The 18,786-nt window shown below is 38.1% G+C and carries 15 protein-coding genes; 13 read left to right on the top strand and 2 right to left on the bottom strand.

Annotation, left to right across the window (positions count from 1 at the left end):
- The first annotated feature begins 240 nt into the window (after positions 1–240).
- The 13 genes from DVJ99_RS07970 to whiA all read left to right on the top strand — a co-directional run bounded on the left by DVJ99_RS07970 (position 241) and on the right by whiA (position 15,649).
- The gene (locus tag DVJ99_RS07970; protein WP_114603814.1) at positions 241–1,209 is read left to right on the top strand and encodes a COG3942 and LysM peptidoglycan-binding domain-containing protein; all 969 of its coding nucleotides are present in this window, start codon (positions 241–243) and stop codon (positions 1,207–1,209) included.
- A gap of 337 nt (positions 1,210–1,546) precedes the next feature.
- Positions 1,547–2,188, top strand: coding sequence for a YfbR-like 5'-deoxynucleotidase (locus tag DVJ99_RS07965; RefSeq protein ID WP_114603813.1), 642 nt, complete (start codon positions 1,547–1,549; stop codon positions 2,186–2,188).
- Between the two features lie 7 nt (positions 2,189–2,195).
- Complete coding sequence (locus DVJ99_RS07960; RefSeq protein WP_114603812.1) at positions 2,196–2,438, top strand: CsbA family protein; 243 nt, start codon at positions 2,196–2,198, stop codon at positions 2,436–2,438.
- 322 nt (positions 2,439–2,760) lie between these two features.
- Entirely contained in the window at positions 2,761–4,743 is a 1,983-nt protein-coding gene (gene uvrB, locus DVJ99_RS07955) for an excinuclease ABC subunit UvrB (RefSeq protein WP_105993568.1), read from the top strand.
- A gap of 10 nt (positions 4,744–4,753) precedes the next feature.
- Positions 4,754–7,600, top strand: coding sequence for an excinuclease ABC subunit UvrA (uvrA, locus tag DVJ99_RS07950; protein WP_114603811.1), 2,847 nt, complete (start codon positions 4,754–4,756; stop codon positions 7,598–7,600).
- Positions 7,601–7,816: 216 nt separating this feature from the next.
- Entirely contained in the window at positions 7,817–8,749 is a 933-nt protein-coding gene (gene hprK / locus DVJ99_RS07945) for an HPr(Ser) kinase/phosphatase (protein ID WP_105993570.1), read from the top strand.
- A gap of 6 nt (positions 8,750–8,755) precedes the next feature.
- Positions 8,756–9,583: a prolipoprotein diacylglyceryl transferase gene (lgt, locus tag DVJ99_RS07940; protein WP_114603810.1), complete on the top strand. Its 828-nt coding sequence runs from the start codon at positions 8,756–8,758 to the stop codon at positions 9,581–9,583.
- A 12-nt stretch (positions 9,584–9,595) separates the two neighbouring features.
- Positions 9,596–10,078, top strand: coding sequence for an acyltransferase (locus DVJ99_RS07935; protein ID WP_114603809.1), 483 nt, complete (start codon positions 9,596–9,598; stop codon positions 10,076–10,078).
- A gap of 20 nt (positions 10,079–10,098) precedes the next feature.
- Positions 10,099–11,538, top strand: a complete 1,440-nt coding sequence (locus DVJ99_RS07930) for a tetratricopeptide repeat protein (protein WP_114603808.1) — start codon at positions 10,099–10,101, stop codon at positions 11,536–11,538.
- Positions 11,539–11,646: 108 nt separating this feature from the next.
- Entirely contained in the window at positions 11,647–12,609 is a 963-nt protein-coding gene (trxB, locus tag DVJ99_RS07925) for a thioredoxin-disulfide reductase (RefSeq protein ID WP_114603807.1), read from the top strand.
- Positions 12,610–12,777: 168 nt separating this feature from the next.
- Positions 12,778–13,701, top strand: coding sequence for an RNase adapter RapZ (gene rapZ / locus DVJ99_RS07920; RefSeq protein ID WP_105993575.1), 924 nt, complete (start codon positions 12,778–12,780; stop codon positions 13,699–13,701).
- Positions 13,688–14,686 (top strand): gluconeogenesis factor YvcK family protein, encoded by a 999-nt coding sequence (locus DVJ99_RS07915; RefSeq protein WP_105993576.1) that lies wholly within the window; start codon positions 13,688–13,690, stop codon positions 14,684–14,686. The genes rapZ and DVJ99_RS07915 overlap by 14 nt, the downstream gene beginning before the upstream one ends.
- An 18-nt stretch (positions 14,687–14,704) precedes the next feature.
- On the top strand, positions 14,705–15,649 hold the full coding sequence (gene whiA / locus DVJ99_RS07910) for a DNA-binding protein WhiA (protein WP_105993577.1): 945 nt from the start codon (positions 14,705–14,707) through the stop codon (positions 15,647–15,649).
- A 79-nt stretch (positions 15,650–15,728) separates the two neighbouring features.
- Here whiA and DVJ99_RS07905 read toward each other — a convergent pair whose 3' ends face one another.
- Together DVJ99_RS07905 and brnQ are read right to left on the bottom strand one after the other, a co-directional pair.
- A complete protein-coding gene (locus DVJ99_RS07905) occupies positions 15,729–16,910 on the bottom strand; it encodes an MFS transporter (RefSeq protein ID WP_114603806.1) in 1,182 nt (393 codons plus the stop codon).
- Between the two features lie 306 nt (positions 16,911–17,216).
- Positions 17,217–18,533: a branched-chain amino acid transport system II carrier protein gene (gene brnQ, locus DVJ99_RS07900; RefSeq protein WP_114603805.1), complete on the bottom strand. Its 1,317-nt coding sequence runs from the start codon at positions 18,531–18,533 to the stop codon at positions 17,217–17,219.
- Positions 18,534–18,786: the final 253 nt, after the last annotated feature.

Genomic DNA, 18,786 nt, shown 5'->3' with positions numbered 1-18,786 from the left:
TAATTTTAGATGTTTAATGCATAGATTAATATTACTGTTATGTGACATGAAAAGTTATTAAATAACCTATCGAGCATTGAAATGCCTATGATTTGCTTTAATTGACAGAAAGTTTGTCCAATTTAGAGTTTAAACGATAGTATAACGATTATATTACAAAATTATAACAATGCCCCCAGGGCAGGAAAGTTGTGCTATATTGAATGCATTACAAATTGACAGCAAAGGATGAAATAATAAATGAAGAAAGCTTTATTACTATCAGCATCATCACTAACTTTACTAACATCATTAAATGGTGTTGCATCTGCAGAACAAACACACGTAGTTAAAGAAGATGCTAAGTTAAGCGAAGTTGCAGCTTTGTTTGCCACTACTACAGACGAGATTAAAAATTTAAACCAATTAAACCAAGATGAAGTTAAAAAAGATACTTCTCTAGTTTTACCTGACACAGACGTTGTAGAAGTCAAAGCTGGAGATACTTTAAAATCAATCGCAAAAGCACATAATATTACATTAGATACATTGTACAAATTAAACCCAGGTGTTTCTCACGTTATCTTACCTGGAGATATCTTAGCAGTTTCAGAAAAAGGCGCAGCACATTTAGAAGCATTATATACTGGTAAAGCTGTACCAACTGAAGCACAAGCATCACAATCTAAACGAGATACAGCAGCTCCAAAAGCAGCTGCAAACTACGATGCACCGGCAAATACAACAGCAGCACCTGTAAACTATACATCAGATGCAGCTTATAACAGCTACAATACAAACTATACAAGCTATGAAGCACCAGCTTACAACGCTACTGAAACATACAGTGCGCCAGCAGCTTCATACAGCGCTCCATCATACCAAACAAGTGCACCATCTTACTATTCAGGTGCTAACTTATACACTGCAGGACAATGTACTTATTACGCATTCAGTCGTGCAGGCGGCAACATCGGATCAACTTGGGGTAACGCAAATAACTGGGCGAACGCAGCAGCAGCGGCAGGACGTACAGTTAACAATACACCAGCAGCTGGTTCAATCATGCAATCTTCAGCAGGTGCTTACGGTCACGTAGCATACGTTGAAGGTGTTAACAGCGACGGTTCAGTTCGCGTATCTGAAATGAACTACGGTTACGGCCCAGGTGTTGTAACTTCACGTACAATTTCAGCAGGCCAAGCAGGCGGATATAACTACATCCACTAATCAATCATTGATATAGCGCACTGTTCTCTTTTGAGGACGGTGCTTTTTTTGTATCTTGTGCTATGAATAGATAAAATCGAAAAATTGCTTGAGAAAGGGTAATATTAATTTAAAGTCGCTGGTGAAAATGGTAAAGTTAAATCAACTTTTAGTATTCAGGTTGTTCTTATATGAAATGCGGATGAATAAGAAATTTCTTTGACAAAGCATCAATATATTTTGAATAGAAAATAAAAAGTGTTTGAATGAACTTGAATGATATGTTTTCAAAGTGCTTGCGCAATGCGAAGACATGCGCGTATAATATTCGATTAAATAGATAAGGGGTGAGCTCAACGTGGGTGTACATCAATATTTTAAAAGACTGTCTGATTTAGAAAAGCTGATACGCTTGCCTGGTAAGTTTAAGTATTTTGAGCATAATGTAGCAGCACATTCATTTAAAGTGACTAAAATTGCACAATATTTAGGTACAGTAGAAGAACAGCACGGCAATACGATTGATTGGAAGAGTTTATATGAAAAGGCTTTAAATCATGACTTTTCGGAAGTATTTACAGGAGATATCAAAACCCCGGTTAAATATGCGAGCAGTGATTTGAAAAAGTTATTTTCTCAAGTGGAAGAAGAAATGGTAGATAATTTTATCAGAGAAGAATTCCCAGAGGAATATCAAGATGTGTACAGAGAGCGTCTGCAAGAAGGCAAAGATGATTCATTAGAAGGTCAGATTTTAGCTGTCGCAGATAAAATAGATTTGCTTTATGAAACATTCGGAGAAATTCAAAAGCGTAATCCGGATTCGTTATTCTTCGAAATTTATGAAATGTCATTAGAAACAATTATGCAGTTTGATCATTTGGTCTCCGTACAAGACTTTATCGATAATGTGATACCAGAAATGCTGACAGAAAACTTTATTCCGCGTTCAGAATTGCGTGAGTTGACGATGTCAATTTTAAATAAAAGAGATGGGTGACTGACAAATGGTTCTCATTTGGTATCTTTGCGCCTCATTTTTCCCCTGTATCTTAGTGGTACTATTCAGTGTCGTTACTAAGAACAAATGGGTCGGTGCAATTGTAACGTTGATGTTAATCGGCGGTTCGATTTATAAAGGATTCTTTCACAGCGAGTGGATTATATTTATAGATGTCGTTTCATTGTTGGCAGGCTTTGTCATCGTGGATCAATTAAAACTGCATCAACATCATGAAGATGACCGTTAAATTGTAATACAGGTACTTGTCAAAGCAGAGACAAGTGCTTTTTTGTTTGGCAAAAAACTTCTGTTTTACGAACAGATGTTTGTATTTCTTTGACATGATTTGTTATAATACTAAGTGATGTAAATAGTTTGAAAACAAGTAATTAAGAGTATAAATAGAGTAAATAGATAGATTATATGAAAATTGAGAAGTTGCGAATTAACAAGCTTAATTGCAATCTCAACATGAAGTGAACGGTTGGGACAATGGTGGAATGTCTCAGCCTATTTATATTTTAGAGACGCTACAGTATGCATCGTATAAAAAGGAGGATACCTGATATATGGAACATCATCCATTTAAAGTGGTTTCAGAGTTTACACCTCAAGGAGACCAGCCTGCCGCAATTGAAAAGATTTCTAAAGGAATTAAGGAAGGCAAACATCATCAAACTTTGCTCGGTGCAACAGGGACAGGTAAAACTTTCACAATGAGCAACGTAATTCAACAAGCCGGCAAGCCTACATTAGTACTTGCCCACAACAAGACTTTAGCAGGTCAGTTATATAACGAATTCAAAGCATTTTTCCCAGAAAACAGAGTAGAATATTTTGTCAGTTTCTATGATTATTATCAACCAGAAGCTTATGTACCTTCTACGGATACATTTATCGAAAAAGATGCGACAATTAACGACGAAATCGACCAATTACGCCACTCAGCTACAAGTTCATTATTCGAGCGCGATGATGTGATTGTAGTTGCCAGTGTCAGCAGTATCTTCGGTTTAGGGGATCCGTCTGAATACAGCAGTTTGGTTGTCAACGTGCGTCGAGGCATGGAAATGGACCGCAGCCAATTCTTGCGCGGATTAGTTGATATCCAATATACACGTAACGATATCGACTTCAAACGCGGCACATTCAGAGTGCGCGGCGATGTGGTAGAAGTCTTCCCGGCGTCTCGTGATGAAATGTGTATTCGTGTCGAATTCTTCGGTGATGAAATCGATCGTATCAGCGAAGTGAACTATTTAACAGGAGAAGTACTGCGTGAAAGAGACCACTTCTCTATTTATCCGGCATCTCACTTCGTAACGCGTGACGAAAAATTAGAGTTAGCCATCCAACGTATTGAAAAGGAACTTGCAGACCGTCTGAAATATTTAAGAGAAAATAATAAATTGTTAGAAGCGCAAAGACTGGAACAACGTACCAACTATGATTTGGAAATGATGAGAGAGATGGGCTTTGTTTCAGGAATCGAGAACTATTCTGTGCATTTGAACTTAAGAGACTATGGTTCTACACCTTATACGTTGCTTGATTATTTCGGTGATGATTGGCTGATTATGATTGATGAATCACACGTGACTTTACCGCAAATCAGAGGGATGTATAACGGTGACAGAGCACGTAAACAAGTGCTGATCGATCACGGTTTCAGATTGCCGAGTGCTTTAGATAACAGACCTTTAACGTTTGAAGAGTTTGAAAAGAAAGCACATCAATTGGTTTACGTTTCAGCAACACCAGGCCCTTATGAATTAGAACACTCAGATGAAGTGGTTGAGCAGATTATTCGACCGACAGGATTGCTGGACCCTAAAATAGATGTCCGTCCGACGAAAAATCAAATTGATGATTTATTAAGCGAGATTCAAGATAGAATCGATAAAAATGAACGTGTACTCATTACAACATTAACGAAAAAAATGAGTGAAGATTTAACGACTTATATGAAAGAAGCAGGTATCAAGGTCAACTATCTGCATTCTGAAATCAAGACATTAGAACGTATCGAAATCATTCGCGACTTAAGAATGGGCACTTATGATGCGGTTGTCGGTATCAACTTATTAAGGGAAGGTATCGATATTCCGGAAGTATCGTTAGTGGTGATACTTGATGCAGATAAAGAAGGCTTCTTGCGTTCAGAGCGTTCGTTAGTTCAAACTATCGGCCGTGCAGCACGTAACGAGCATGGGCAAGTGATTATGTACGCAGACAAAATTACAGATTCTATGAAATATGCGATGGATGAAACAGAACGCCGTCGCAAGATTCAACAAGCGTATAACGAAGAACATGGTATTACACCGAAAACAATCAAGAAGAAAATTCATGATGTTATCAGTGCTACTGTGGAAACAGAAGAAGAAAACGAACAAGAACAAAAAGTGGTACCTAAGAAATTAACGAAAAAAGAACGTGAAAAAACGATTGAAAATGTAGAAAAAGAAATGAAACAAGCAGCAAAAGCATTAGACTTTGAAAGAGCAACAGAATTACGAGACATGTTGTTTGAACTCAAAGCAGAAAGATGAGGTGACGCGGGTGAGTAAGAAAGATCCATCAATTGTTGTAAAAGGTGCACGTGAGAATAACTTAAAGAATGTGAATGTGGAACTGCCGAAAAATAAATTGATTGTCATGACAGGCTTATCAGGTTCTGGTAAGTCTTCCTTAGCATTCGATACTATCTATGCGGAAGGGCAAAGACGTTATGTAGAATCCTTAAGTGCTTATGCACGTCAATTCTTAGGACAAATGGATAAGCCGGATGTAGATACGATTGAAGGTTTATCTCCAGCGATTTCAATCGACCAGAAGACAACAAGCAAAAACCCGAGATCGACTGTAGCGACAGTCACAGAGATTTATGACTATATTCGTTTGTTGTATGCACGTGTCGGCAAAGCATTTTGTCCGCATCACGGCATCGAAATCGAATCGCAAACTGTTCAGCAAATGGCAGACCGTATTTTAGAACTAGAAGAACGTACTAAAATCCAACTCATGGCACCGATTGTAAATCACCGCAAAGGTTCGCATGAAAAACTGCTTCAAGACATCAGTAAAAAAGGTTATGTGCGTGTCAGAGTAGATGGCGAAATCAGAGATATTAATGATGTGCCGGAATTAGACAAAAATAAAAATCACACAATTGAAGTTGTGGTGGATCGTCTTGTTGTTAAAGAAGGCATTGAAACACGTTTAGCAGACTCAATTGAGACGGCTTTAGAATTAGCAGAAGGCAATTTAACAGTAGATGTCATTGACGGCGAAGAAATGAAGTTCTCTGAAAATCATGCATGTCCGATTTGCGGATTCAGTATCGGAGAACTTGAACCGCGTATGTTCAGTTTCAACAGTCCGTTCGGAGCTTGTCCGACATGTGACGGGCTGGGCCAAAAGCTGAAAGTGGATATTGATTTAGTGATTCCAGATCCGAATAAGTCATTAAGCGAAGGTGCAATTGTGCCTTGGGAACCGAAAAGCTCTGACTTCTATCCTACATTGTTAAAACGTGTAGCTGAAGTATATAAAATCAATATGGATAAACCGTTCAAAAAACTGACAGAACGTCAAAAAGATATTATTTTATATGGCTCTAAAGGTAAAGAAATTACATTTACTTTCGGACAGAAAAACGGAACGACACGTACAAGAACGATGGAATTCGAAGGTGTGATTCCGAATATCGAACGCCGTTATCATGAATCGCCATCAGAATATGTACGCGAAATGATGCAGAAATATATGACAGAACTGCCATGTGAAACGTGCCACGGCAAACGTTTAAGCCAAGAAGCACTGTCTGTCTATGTACCCGGCTTGAATATCGGAGAAGTGGTTGAATACTCTATTAAAGAAGCACTCCATTTCTTTGAAAATATCGATTTATCCAGCCAAGACCGTAAAATCGCAGACTTGATCTTAAAAGAAATTATTTCAAGACTTTATTTCTTAAATAACGTAGGCTTGGATTATCTGACATTGAATCGTTCATCAGGTACGCTATCCGGCGGTGAAGCACAACGTATCCGTTTAGCTACACAAATCGGTTCGAGATTGTCTGGTGTATTGTATGTCTTGGATGAACCGTCTATCGGGCTCCATCAGAGAGACAATGACCGCTTAATCAATACATTGAAAGAGATGCGTGATTTAGGCAATACACTGATAGTTGTAGAACATGATGATGATACGATGAGAGAAGCGGATTATCTTGTCGATGTAGGACCGGGTGCAGGCGAACACGGCGGTGAAATTGTCGCAGCGGGCACACCTAAACAAGTGATGCGCAATTCTAAATCATTGACAGGCCAATACCTCAGCGGCAAAAAACGTATTGAAGTGCCTGAATACCGCAGACCGGTTACAGACCGCAAATTAAAAGTACACGGGGCGCAAAGCAACAACTTGAAAAATGTAGATGTGGACTTCCCGTTATCTACTATGACAGTTGTGACTGGTGTATCAGGTTCAGGTAAAAGTTCATTAGTAAATGAAGTACTGTATAAAACACTAGCGCAAAAAATCAACCGTGCCAAAGCAAGACCCGGCAAGGTAGATGAGATTGAAGGTATCGATCAATTAGATAAAGTCATTGATATCGACCAATCTCCAATCGGACGTACACCGCGTTCCAACCCTGCGACTTATACAGGTGTCTTTGATGATATCCGAGATGTCTTTGCGTCAACGAACGAAGCGAAAATCAGAGGGTACCAAAAAGGACGTTTCAGCTTCAACGTTAAAGGCGGACGCTGCGAAGCTTGTAAAGGCGACGGTATTATTAAAATCGAAATGCACTTCTTGCCGGATGTTTATGTTCCTTGCGAAGTTTGCGGCGGTAACCGCTACAACCGTGAAACATTAGAAGTCACTTACAAAGGTAAAAACATCGCAGAAGTATTGGATATGACTGCAGAAGAAGCGACACACTTCTTTGAAAATATCCCTAAAATCAAACGCAAACTGCAAACACTTGTTGATGTGGGATTAGGTTATGTGCGTTTAGGCCAACCTGCGACAACATTATCCGGCGGTGAAGCACAGCGTGTAAAATTGGCTTCAGAGCTGCATAAACGTTCTACAGGACGCTCGATTTATATTTTAGACGAACCGACAACAGGCTTGCATGTGGACGATATCAATCGTCTCTTGAAAGTATTGAATCGTATTGTAGATAACGGCGACACTGTTGTGATTATCGAACACAACTTAGATGTCATTAAAACTGCAGATTATCTGATAGATTTAGGACCTGAAGGCGGCGACGGCGGCGGTACGATTGTCGCAACAGGTACACCTGAAGAAATCGCAGCATCAAAAGATTCTTATACCGGAAAATATTTGAAAACAGTATTAGAACGAGATACTCCTCAAAATGTATAAACATGAAGTAAACGGTATTTTGCCTTAAATAGGGTAAAATACCGTTTTTTCACATATTTGAAGCGAAAAGCAGTGTTAAAATTTGATTTTTGAATCATCATGAGAAATGATAAAATAGGTAGGGAATTTAAGTAGTAATACCAATAACGTTTTCGCATTCTTTTTTGATATGATAGTAGTAAGCATAGAAAGAAGAATGACGATTGAGGTGAAAATATGTTAAGTGCTAGAGCTTTAGTAAACAGATTTAAATTGAATTTAGCAGCCGGAGAAGAAGGATTGGATCGACCAATCCATAATACAGATATTTCAAGACCAGGATTAGAAATGGCAGGATACTTTTCGCATTATGCATCAGATCGTATCCAGTTATTAGGAACAACAGAACTGTCATTTTATAATCTATTGCCTGATAAAGAAAGACATGGCAGATTACGCAAATTATGCCGCCCTGATACACCTGCAATTATTGTGACAAGAGGGATTGAGCCTCCAGAAGAGTTAGTCAATGCGGCGAAAGAACTCGGAACACCTTTACTTACATCTAAAGATGCGACAACAAGTTTAATGAGTCGATTAACTACATATTTAGAACATGAACTTGCTAAAACAACATCTTTGCATGGTGTATTAGTGGATGTGTATGGTGTCGGTGTTTTAATTACTGGTGATTCTGGTATCGGTAAAAGCGAAACTGCTTTAGAATTAGTTAAACGCGGCCACCGATTAGTTGCAGATGATAACGTGGAAATCCGCGAAATCACCAAAGATGAACTTATCGGCAAACCGCCGAAATTGATTGAGCATTTATTAGAAATCAGAGGACTCGGTATTATCAACGTGATGACACTGTTCGGTGCAGGGTCTATCTTGACCGAAAAGAAAATCGGTTTGAATATCAACTTAGAAAACTGGGATAAAGATAAGTTATATGACCGTGTCGGTTTGAATGAAGAAACCTTGCGTATTTTGGATACTGAAATCACTAAGAAAACCATTCCGGTACGACCAGGAAGAAATGTGGCAGTTATTATTGAAGTCGCAGCAATGAACTACCGTTTGAATATTATGGGTATTAATACTGCTGAAGAGTTTAACGAACGATTAAATGCTGAAATACTAAGAAAAAACGAACATAAAGAGGAGTAAGCAATTATGTTTTTTAACTTTGGTTATATTGATCCGGTGGCTTTTAATCTAGGTCCTATCTCCGTGCGCTGGTATGGGATTATCATTGCATTCGGAATTTTATTAGGATACTTTATTGCACAAGCAACCGCAAAAAGAGTGGGCCTGCATAAAGACGCATTGATTGATATCATCTTTTGGAGTGCGATTTTCGGGTTCATAGCGGCGAGAATCTACTTTGTGATTTTCCAATGGCCGTATTACGCAGCACATCCCGCTGAAATACCGATGATTTGGCATGGGGGTATTGCGATTCACGGCGGCTTGATCGGCGGCTTCATTACAGGGGTTATCGTATGTAAAATGAATAACCATAATCCATGGCAGATCGGCGATATCGTTGCGCCGAGTATTATCTTAGCGCAAGGTATCGGACGCTGGGGCAACTTTATGAACCATGAAGCACATGGCGGTCCAGTGTCGCAATCATTTTTAGAAAGCCTGCATATTCCAAGATTCATCATTGATAACATGTACATTGACGGCAAATATTACCAGCCTACATTTTTATATGAATCGATTTGGGATGTGATTGGTTTTGCGTTATTGCTGTTCTTGCGCAAACATTTGCGTATCGGAGAAACGTTCTTCTTATACTTAATCTGGTATTCTATCGGAAGATTCTTCGTGGAAGGCATGCGTACAGATAGTTTGATGTTAACGAGCAATATCAGAGTCGCACAAGTCATGTCGATTGTTTTGATTATTATCAGCGTAGTGATGATTATTTACCGCAGATATAAAAGCCGACAGCCGAAATTCAAAGATGCCGGAAATCTTTCATGGCCGAAATAAAGAGGGGATTCAATGAGGCGTTATCAAAAAATAGAAGATAAAGCGACACATATCAATCCATTATGGAGAATGTATCATTTCATTAAATTCACAAAGCTGTTTAAACAAACATTGTTCATTGAATTAGCACGGTTCATGCCATCGTTGAGATTAAAACGATGGATTTACCGTGCTTGTTTAGGCATGCAAGTCGGCAAACATACAGCTTTTGCGTATAAAGTGATGCCGGATGTGATTTATCCGCATTTAATTCGTATTGGAGATAATTGTGTGATAGGGTATAATACAACAATATTGACACACGAATTTTTAGTGACAGAATGGCGTGTAGGAAAAGTGATTATCGGCAACCACACATTAGTAGGTGCCAATGTGACAATTTTGCCTGGCGTAACAATCGGAGATTATGTGCGTATCGGTGCAGGTACAGTCGTAAACAAAGATGTGCCTGATGGTGCACTTGCCTACGGCAATCCGATGCAGATTAGAAAATAATGAGAAAGGAGGGGCAATCCATGGTACAAGAACCGCATAAAAACGTAATACCTATGACGCAAGATGCGTCTTTCTTCAAGAAGCTGGCTGACTCGAAATTAAAACACCGCGATTACCATAAAGCTGCAGAACATTATAGAAAAGTCCTTGAATTGTCACCTTCTGACTTTGAAGCTCTGAAAGACTATACAACAGCACTGACTGAAATGGGCCAAGGCAAACAAGTCATTGATCATTATTTTGATTTTATTGCGAAAGATGCACATACTGCGGATGCTTTCTACCAATTAAGCCAGCTGTTCATTCAATTAAATGACCCGAACAAAGCATTTTGTTTCGGTATCAATTACGTTATTATTTCAAATGATGAAGCGTATCGAAAAGAATTAGAAGAAATGTTTGAAGTCGTGTATGATGACTTGGACAAACTTGAACAAGAAAGCAAAGTCTTTGCGGTACAGCTCATCTTCCAACACCTTTTTGCGAGAGGCAGATTAGAAGATGCCCGCGACTACATTACGAACCAAGATATGGATGTGCAGACACATCACGGTACACGTAATTTATTAGCGATGATTTATTTATATCTCGGCAATTATGATTCTGCGAGAGAGATGCTGAAACAATTGCTGAAAGAAAATCAGACAGACGTGCATGCTTTATGCCACTATACATTGCTTTTATATAATACAAAGGATGAGGCTTATCCGACATATTTAGAGTCTTTATCAAAAGTCGTACCGATGAATGATGATGAAAGTTTTAAACTGGGTATTGTGCTGAGCTATTTGAAGAAGTATCAAGCTTCGCAAAAGCTGCTTTATCCGCTGTATCGAAAAGGAAAGTTTATTTCGCTGCAGCTGTTTCATGCGCTCAGCTATAATTTTTATTTCCTGGGAAATCAAGAACGAAGCCATGAGTTTTGGAAGAAACTGGAAGATATTACACAAGGCAATCCAGGTTATCCGCCGTGGCTGATGTCTGAAAAGAACGGTTACTTCAAAACGAATATCTTGCCATTGCTGATGAGTGAGGATAATCATGAAAGACTGTATGGTATTTTCTTATTAGATCAAGTAAATGAGAAAGAACTGCTCATTACAGAAGAAATCTGGTCTGTACTAGAAGGTATGGGAGAGTATGAAAAGCTCTATCTTACGTATTTGATTAAAGATTTGAAGTTGATAAAATTAGGCTTTATTCACCGAGGCATGTTAGCCTTGTATGAGAATGAAGAATTAAAGTTTTTAAAACCTTTATTTTTAAATTGGATCGATCGCGCTGAAGGAATTATCGAACATGGTTATGATTTAGACCATGTGGAAGGATATACTGCAGCGCTTGTGTATTTATACTTCAAATCTTTAGAGCGCCCTTATACCAAAAAGCAAGTGGCAGAATGGTTCGGGGTAACGCTTTATCGTTTGAATAAATCGATTAACATTCTTCTAGAAGTTTAAATAATGTGCAAGCGAAATTAGTATATTTTACAATTTGAGCATAAAAGTATATTTCAAGGACACAGTATAATATAATAACTGTTGATTAAAGACTAGGAGGCTATAAGAATGGCGAAACAACAAGCTGAATATGATGTTGTAATTATCGGCGCAGGTCCAGCAGGAATGACTGCAGCTGTATATGCTTCTCGTGCGAACTTAAAAACTGTAATGATTGAACGCGGTGTACCCGGCGGACAAATGGCGAATACAGAAGATGTAGAAAACTTCCCAGGATTCGAATCGATTTCTGGTCCGGATTTATCTACAAAAATGTTTGATCATGCGCAAAAATTCGGTGCAGTATATCAATATGGTGATATTAAATCCATCGAAGATAAAGGCGATATCAAAGAAGTCTTTTACGGCGATAAATCAGTAACAGCCTACGCAGTAATTATTGCGACAGGTGCAGAATATAAGAAAATCGGTGTGCCTGGCGAAGAAGAACTCGGCGGTCGCGGTGTAAGTTACTGTGCAGTTTGTGACGGCGCGTTCTTTAAAGGCAAAAACTTATTCGTAATCGGCGGCGGAGACTCTGCAGTCGAAGAAGGTACATTCTTGACTAAATTCGCAGACAGCGTAACAGTAGTTCACCGCAGAGACCAATTACGTGCACAAAAAATCTTGCAAGATCGTGCATTCAAAAACGAAAAAATGCACTTCATTTGGGATCACACATTAGCATCTATTAATGAAAAAGACGGCAAAGTCGGTTCAGTAACTTTACAATCTACTAAAGACGGTAAAGAAGAAACATTAGATGCGGATGGTGTATTCGTATATATCGGTATGAAACCTTTAACAGCACCTATCGTTGATTTAGGCATCACAAACGACGCAGGCTACATCGTGACAAACGATGAAATGGAAACTAAAGTGCCGGGTGTCTTTGCGGCAGGCGATGTGCGCGAAAAAGGTTTAAGACAAATCGTTACAGCAACTGGCGATGGAAGTATTGCGGCTCAAAATGCGCAATCTTATATTGAAGGCATTAAAGATAAATTAGAAGCTGAAACAGAAGAAGCATAAGTAAAACACAAACAAGGTTTGAGTAGTGCATGCAGCGTTTAGGTTGCATGCACATATTCAAACCTTTTTTCATAATATACGGTATTAATGTCCAACATAGAAATGAATATGATACTATTGTTATAATAAGGATATTATGAGCGAATTTAAATACAGGATGGTGTCGTCATGCAACATGAAGAAAATGAAGTCGTAAATAAGAGTGAATTATTAGTGGTTACGGGTATGTCAGGAGCGGGTAAGTCTGTAGTACTTCAAAGTTTAGAAGATTTAGGGTATTTTTGTGTAGACAATTTACCTCCGATTTTACTGCCGAAATTTGTTGAATTGATGGAACAAGGAACACCATCATTGCAAAAAGTCGCAATCGCAATTGATTTACGCGGACGCGAATTTTTCAAATCCTTAGTAAAAGAAGTAGATTTACTGCGCAGCAAGAATAAAATTATTGTTGACGTTATGTTTGTAGAAGCCAGCGAATCTAAATTGATTTCAAGATATAAAGAAACACGCCGTGCGCATCCATTAAGCGACAACGGTCAGAATTCATTGATTGACTCTATCAGAGAAGAACGTCAATCATTGTCTGAAATTCGCAGTTTCGCAAACTTTGTCATAGATACTACAGAATTAAAACCAAAAGAATTACGTGCAAAAATAAATAAACTCTTTAACAGAGATGATATCGAAACATTTAGTATCAGTGTTACAAGCTTCGGCTTTAAACATGGTATTCAACAAGATGCGGACTTAGTGTTTGATGTGCGCTTCTTACCGAATCCTTTCTATGTGAAATCACTGCGTCCATTGACAGGAAACGATGATCCAGTGTATCAATATGTGATGAAATGGCAAGAGACTGCTATTTTCTATGATAAATTATTAGACTTATTGAAATTTATGATTCCAGGTTATAAGAAAGAAGGTAAGACGCAGTTAGTTATCGCTATCGGTTGTACCGGAGGACAGCACCGTTCTGTAGCTTTAGCAAAAAGATTGGCTGAAGACTTGAACGACAGTTACGACTATAATGTTTACGTTCATCATAGAGATGCACATATCGAAAGTGGCGAGAAAAATGAAAAAGCTTAAAATCGTATTAATCGGGGGAGGCACAGGTTTATCTGTCCTTGCTCGTGGTTTAAAAGATTTTCCGATAGATATCACTGCAATCGTGACTGTTGCGGATGATGGCGGAAGTACAGGCAAAATCAGAAGTGAAATGGATATCCCGGCACCCGGCGATATCCGAAATGTTATCGCAGCATTAAGCGATACGGAACCGACGTTAAAGGAGCTGTTCCAATATCGTTTTAAAGAGAATCAAGTAGAAGGCCATTCTGTCGGCAATCTGCTGATCGCAGCGTTGACGAACATTATGGATGACTTTGGTCATGCAGTGAAAGAACTGAGTAAAATTTTAAATATCAAGGGCCGTGTGATTCCTTCAACCAATTCCAGTATTCGTTTGAATGCGGAAATGGATGATGGCGAAATTGTTTATGGCGAATCTAATATACCAAAACGCGAAAAACCGATTAAAAGGGTCTTTATCGAACCGGCAGATGTGCAGCCTATGGAAGAAGCGGTAGAAGCGTTAGAAGAGGCGGATTTAATAGTCTTAGGACCTGGTTCGCTTTATACTAGTGTGCTTTCAAACTTGTGTGTCCCAGGCATCGGTCAAGCGATTGTAGAAAGCTTGGCGCCTAAAGTCTATGTTTCTAATGTGATGACGCAGCATGGGGAAACAGATCATTTTGATGTGATGGATCATGTAAATGCTATTCACAGACATATGGATACCAAGTTTATTGATTACGTGATTTGCTGTATTAATCATGACTACAGCAAGGAAATTTTAGAGAACTATCGTAAAGAGCATGCTGAACCGGTAAAGTATCATAAAGAAGAGATAGAAGCGGCTGGTATTGTACCGTTAACGGCAGATGACCTTGTGCATATCTCAGATAAGAATCGAGTCCGTCATAATACGACACGTTTATCACGTATGATTTATGAACTTGCACTTGATTTAACAAGTACAATCCAATTTAATCCAAAACAAAGAAAAAAATAACGAAAGGAATGGCACGGCATGAGCTTTGCATCGGACATGAAAAATGAATTGACAAGAATAGATGTCGATGATAAAAATGCGCGCGCTGAATTAAGTGCATTGATACGGATGAATGGTGCGCTCAGTTTGTCGAACCAGCAATTTGTCATCAATGTGCAAACTGAAAATGCGACAACAGCCAGACGTATCTACTCTTTGATTAAGAAAGTATTTAATATTGAAGTAGAGATTCTTGTTAGAAAGAAAATGAAATTGAAGAAAAATAATATCTATATTTGCAGAACGAAAGTGAAATCACGCGAAATTCTGCATGAACTAGGTATTTTAAAAGATGGCGTATTTACGCATGCGATAGATTTGGACATGATACGTGATGATGAAATGAAACGCAGTTATTTAAGAGGTGCTTTTTTAGCAGGCGGCTCTGTTAATAATCCGGAAACGTCATCTTATCATTTAGAGATATTTTCGCTGTATGAGAGTCATTCAGAAGGCTTAACAGCGTTGATGAATGAGTATGAATTGAATGCAAAGCATCTTGAACGTAAAAAAGGCAATATCGTTTATTTGAAGGAAGCGGAAAAGATTTCTGATTTCCTAAGCTTAATCGGCGGTTATCAAGCGATGCTGAAGTTTGAAGATGTGCGTATTGTCAGAGATATGCGTAATTCAGTGAACCGTTTAGTGAATTGCGAAACAGCTAACTTGAACAAAACTGTCAGTGCCGCAATGAAACAAGTGGAAAGTATTCAACTGATTGATCAAGAAATCGGTATTGAGAATCTGCCTGACCGTTTAAGAGAAATTGCAAAGCTGCGTGTAGAGAATCAAGATGTATCTTTAAAAGAGTTAGGTGAAATGGTGTCGACAGGTACTATTTCAAAATCAGGTGTGAATCATCGTTTGCGTAAATTAAATGAACTCGCAGATAAAATCAGAAGCGGCGAACATATTGAAATGTAAACCATAAAAAGAAGACTGCACTTCCTTGAAAACAATCAGGAAAGTGCAGTCTTCTTTTGGTATTTTGTGGGTTTTATCTCTATTCTGTTACACTTTTCTTCGGAATCCAAAGGGCAATGAAGAAGCCGATAAAGTTAACCAGCGATAATAAGATAAACATCATTTTAAATGAATGCAAGTGACTCATCAGCTGCATAGAAAGTACCGGTGCAATCGCTGTACCGATAAATAACATGAAGGTATTGATAGATAAATAGAAACCTTTATCTTTCACTGTAAGCAAGCCGATTTGTGAAATCACAGAAGGAATGACAAATGCGATACCTGCAACAAAGATGACACTGAAGATAGTGATAATCAAGATATTGTGTGTCAGACCCATGAATATCATAGAGATGCCTGCTGTGAGCAAAGCGATTAAGATAATACGTTTAACACCTAAATGATCACTGAGACGTCCGGCAAATAATGCCAGCAGCATACCGATAAGTCCAAACAGTTTAACAGTAGAGATCGTTGTTAAGTCTGCATTAATCGGATTTGAAGTCAGATATTCATTTAAGAGTGTATACATAGAAACGAATGAAGTTAAGATTGTCAGTGATACGAAGAAGCATAATACAATGCCTTTATAGTCAAAGATATGACGCATATTTTTAAAGAACACCGAAAACTTCGTATCGGGCATGTGATAAGGGCTTTTAGGAATGGATTTATAAATCCATAAGATAAGCAAGAAATAGACGATTGTCAGAATAAAGTAAACCACACGCCAACTTGTATGCGCAGCAATAATATCACTCAAGTTTTGTCCTAAAACTCCTGAAAGCATGAAACTTGTACTGATAAAGCTGATTGCTGTAACACGCTTAGTAATCGGGAATACTTCTGTCACATACGTTAATGAGACTGGAGAGAAACTAGCGGCCGCAATACCTTGAATAACACGTACAATCAATAATAAAGCGAAACTGTGGATAAAGCCGATCGCTAATGTGGTCAATGTCAGCAAGGCTAAGCCGACGAGTATGACTTTTTTCTTTCCGAATTTATCTGCGATAATACCGTAAAACATACAGCTGACAGAATAGGAAACTGAAAAGACAACGCCGATTAAAGTTGTTGCACTTTCAGTCAGATGCAATTCTTCGCCCATAATCGGCATGAGCGGAATCGCAGAATACAAACTGCACATCACAGCAATACCTGAGATAAAGAAGACTGTGGTAATCAAGTTGTAATTAAATGATTGTTGTTTCAAGATAAACCTCCCTTTCTTTGAATAGATTAAATAGTTGATAGGGGTTTAATATATAAACAGACAAATAAAAAATGACATCATCATGCCATAAGAAATTTGTAAATCAATGAATCAAAATGTTTAAAACAGTGAAAAAAGGTCTGATTTCAGACAACCTTTGTTTTCACCTTTAAATTGCATTGTTAATTTTAACACATTTAATCGAGAATTAAATAGAAAGGGTTGATATTGAAATATTGTGACAATAGCAAGGTGCCAAAGCATAAAAAAGACCTTTCCCTAATGAAAAGGAAAGGCTTTAGAATATTATGATGCAGTTGTGCTTGATTGCGTCTGTTTCTTATTACGTATAAAGTCGATGATCATACCAATCAGTGTTAAAGCGATAAATGGGAATAACCAAGCAAGACCTAAATCAGATAAAGGTAATTTTTGGTAAACCGCATTTAAAGGTTTGATAAGTTTAAAGGTATTGAAAATTTCAAGTACTGAAATGATCAATGTTGAAATGGTTGGTAAGATATAAGCGACTTTCAAGTGTGTCGGAATAGCAATTGCGAAGAGTGAAATCAACACTAACACAATTGAAATCGGATAAATAAATGTTAGTAATGGTACTGCGATTTGTAATATCATATCCAGTCCAAGAATAGATATTAAGAAACCGACTAACGCAAATGAAACGACATATGTTTTATACGGAATTTTAGGGAACTTCTTCATACCGAAAGCGGCACTTGCGTTCACTAAACCAATACATGTTGTTAAACATGCTAAGATGACAATCATACCGAATAAGATGTTTCCGAACGCACCGAACAAGCGGACTGAATTGTATGTTAAGATGCTTGCGCCGTTTTCAAAGCCTGGCTTGCTCGTTGTAATTCCTAAGTAAGCTAATGAGAAGTAGATTACTGTTAACAATACAGCTGATATTAAGCCTGAAAGTATCACGTTCTTCACAATCTTCTTGCTGTCAGTTAAGCCTGCAAGTTTAAAACTTTGTACAATTACAACTGAGAATGCCAATGCGGCAACTAAGTCCATTGTGTAATAACCTTCTAAAATACCAGAAACGAATGGTGCTTTTTCATATTTCCCGTGCGGTTGTCCTACAGGACCTTCTGGATTAACAATCGCTCCGATACATAATGCCCCGATAATGATTAAAAGAGCGGGTGTTAAAATTTTACCTAAATTATCGACCATTTTAGTTGGATATAAGGCGATAAGTCCTACAACGATAAAGAAAACCAATGAGAATCCAACTAGTGTCCATGTATTATGGATAGGGATAATAGATTTCGCCCCGATTTCGTAAGCTACGTTTGCGGCACGTGGAATACCGTAAAGTGCTCCGATTGATAAATATATACATACAGCAAATATAAACCCGAATTTTGGATGGACACGGTTCCCGATAAATTCAACGCCTCCATCATAATAGGCAATGACAATCACTGTGATAAAAGGCATTAAAATACCTGTTATCGCAAAGCCTGTCATGCCAGTCCACATATTGCTTTGCGCGGTATAACCGAGCATAGGCGGGAAGATCAAGTTGCCTGCCCCAAAGAATAATGAGAAGAGCATTAAACCTGATACTAGTATTACTTTTTTCATATTAACCTCCTGGTGTTGCAAATCTTTCTCTATTTACAAAAATTTCTGACAATTTATGTAGATAAATTTCTATCAAACATATAAACTTTAACATATTTCCAAATATTAGAAAAGAGAATTTTTTTGAAAATTTAAAAGACATTAGGGTCAGTTAATAGGGAAACCAAAATAAATGGATAAAAACAAGGAGAAATAAGTACATCAGCCTGATAATTAACGCTGTATTTTCCAATAGACAGAAGAAAAGCCCTTA

The sequence above is a fragment of the Staphylococcus sp. EZ-P03 genome (assembly GCF_003344575.1).
Lineage (GTDB): Bacteria > Bacillota > Bacilli > Staphylococcales > Staphylococcaceae > Staphylococcus > Staphylococcus simulans_B.
Note: the sequence above shows the minus strand (reverse complement) of the source record. Positions and strands in the feature narration are given on the sequence as shown.

Bases quoted from the DNA above. Each gene is read 5' to 3' on its own strand.
- DVJ99_RS07970 (WP_114603814.1), top strand. From the start codon at position 241: ATGAAGAAAGCTTTATTACTATCAGCATCATCACTAACTTTACTAACA.
- DVJ99_RS07960 (WP_114603812.1), top strand. From the start codon at position 2,196: ATGGTTCTCATTTGGTATCTTTGCGCCTCATTTTTCCCCTGTATCTTA.
- uvrB (WP_105993568.1), top strand. From the start codon at position 2,761: ATGGAACATCATCCATTTAAAGTGGTTTCAGAGTTTACACCTCAAGGA.
- hprK (WP_105993570.1), top strand. From the start codon at position 7,817: ATGTTAAGTGCTAGAGCTTTAGTAAACAGATTTAAATTGAATTTAGCA.
- lgt (WP_114603810.1), top strand. From the start codon at position 8,756: ATGTTTTTTAACTTTGGTTATATTGATCCGGTGGCTTTTAATCTAGGT.
- DVJ99_RS07935 (WP_114603809.1), top strand. From the start codon at position 9,596: ATGAGGCGTTATCAAAAAATAGAAGATAAAGCGACACATATCAATCCA.
- DVJ99_RS07930 (WP_114603808.1), top strand. From the start codon at position 10,099: ATGGTACAAGAACCGCATAAAAACGTAATACCTATGACGCAAGATGCG.
- trxB (WP_114603807.1), top strand. From the start codon at position 11,647: ATGGCGAAACAACAAGCTGAATATGATGTTGTAATTATCGGCGCAGGT.
- rapZ (WP_105993575.1), top strand. From the start codon at position 12,778: ATGCAACATGAAGAAAATGAAGTCGTAAATAAGAGTGAATTATTAGTG.
- DVJ99_RS07915 (WP_105993576.1), top strand. From the start codon at position 13,688: ATGAAAAAGCTTAAAATCGTATTAATCGGGGGAGGCACAGGTTTATCT.
- whiA (WP_105993577.1), top strand. From the start codon at position 14,705: ATGAGCTTTGCATCGGACATGAAAAATGAATTGACAAGAATAGATGTC.
- brnQ (WP_114603805.1), bottom strand. From the start codon at position 18,533: ATGAAAAAAGTAATACTAGTATCAGGTTTAATGCTCTTCTCATTATTC.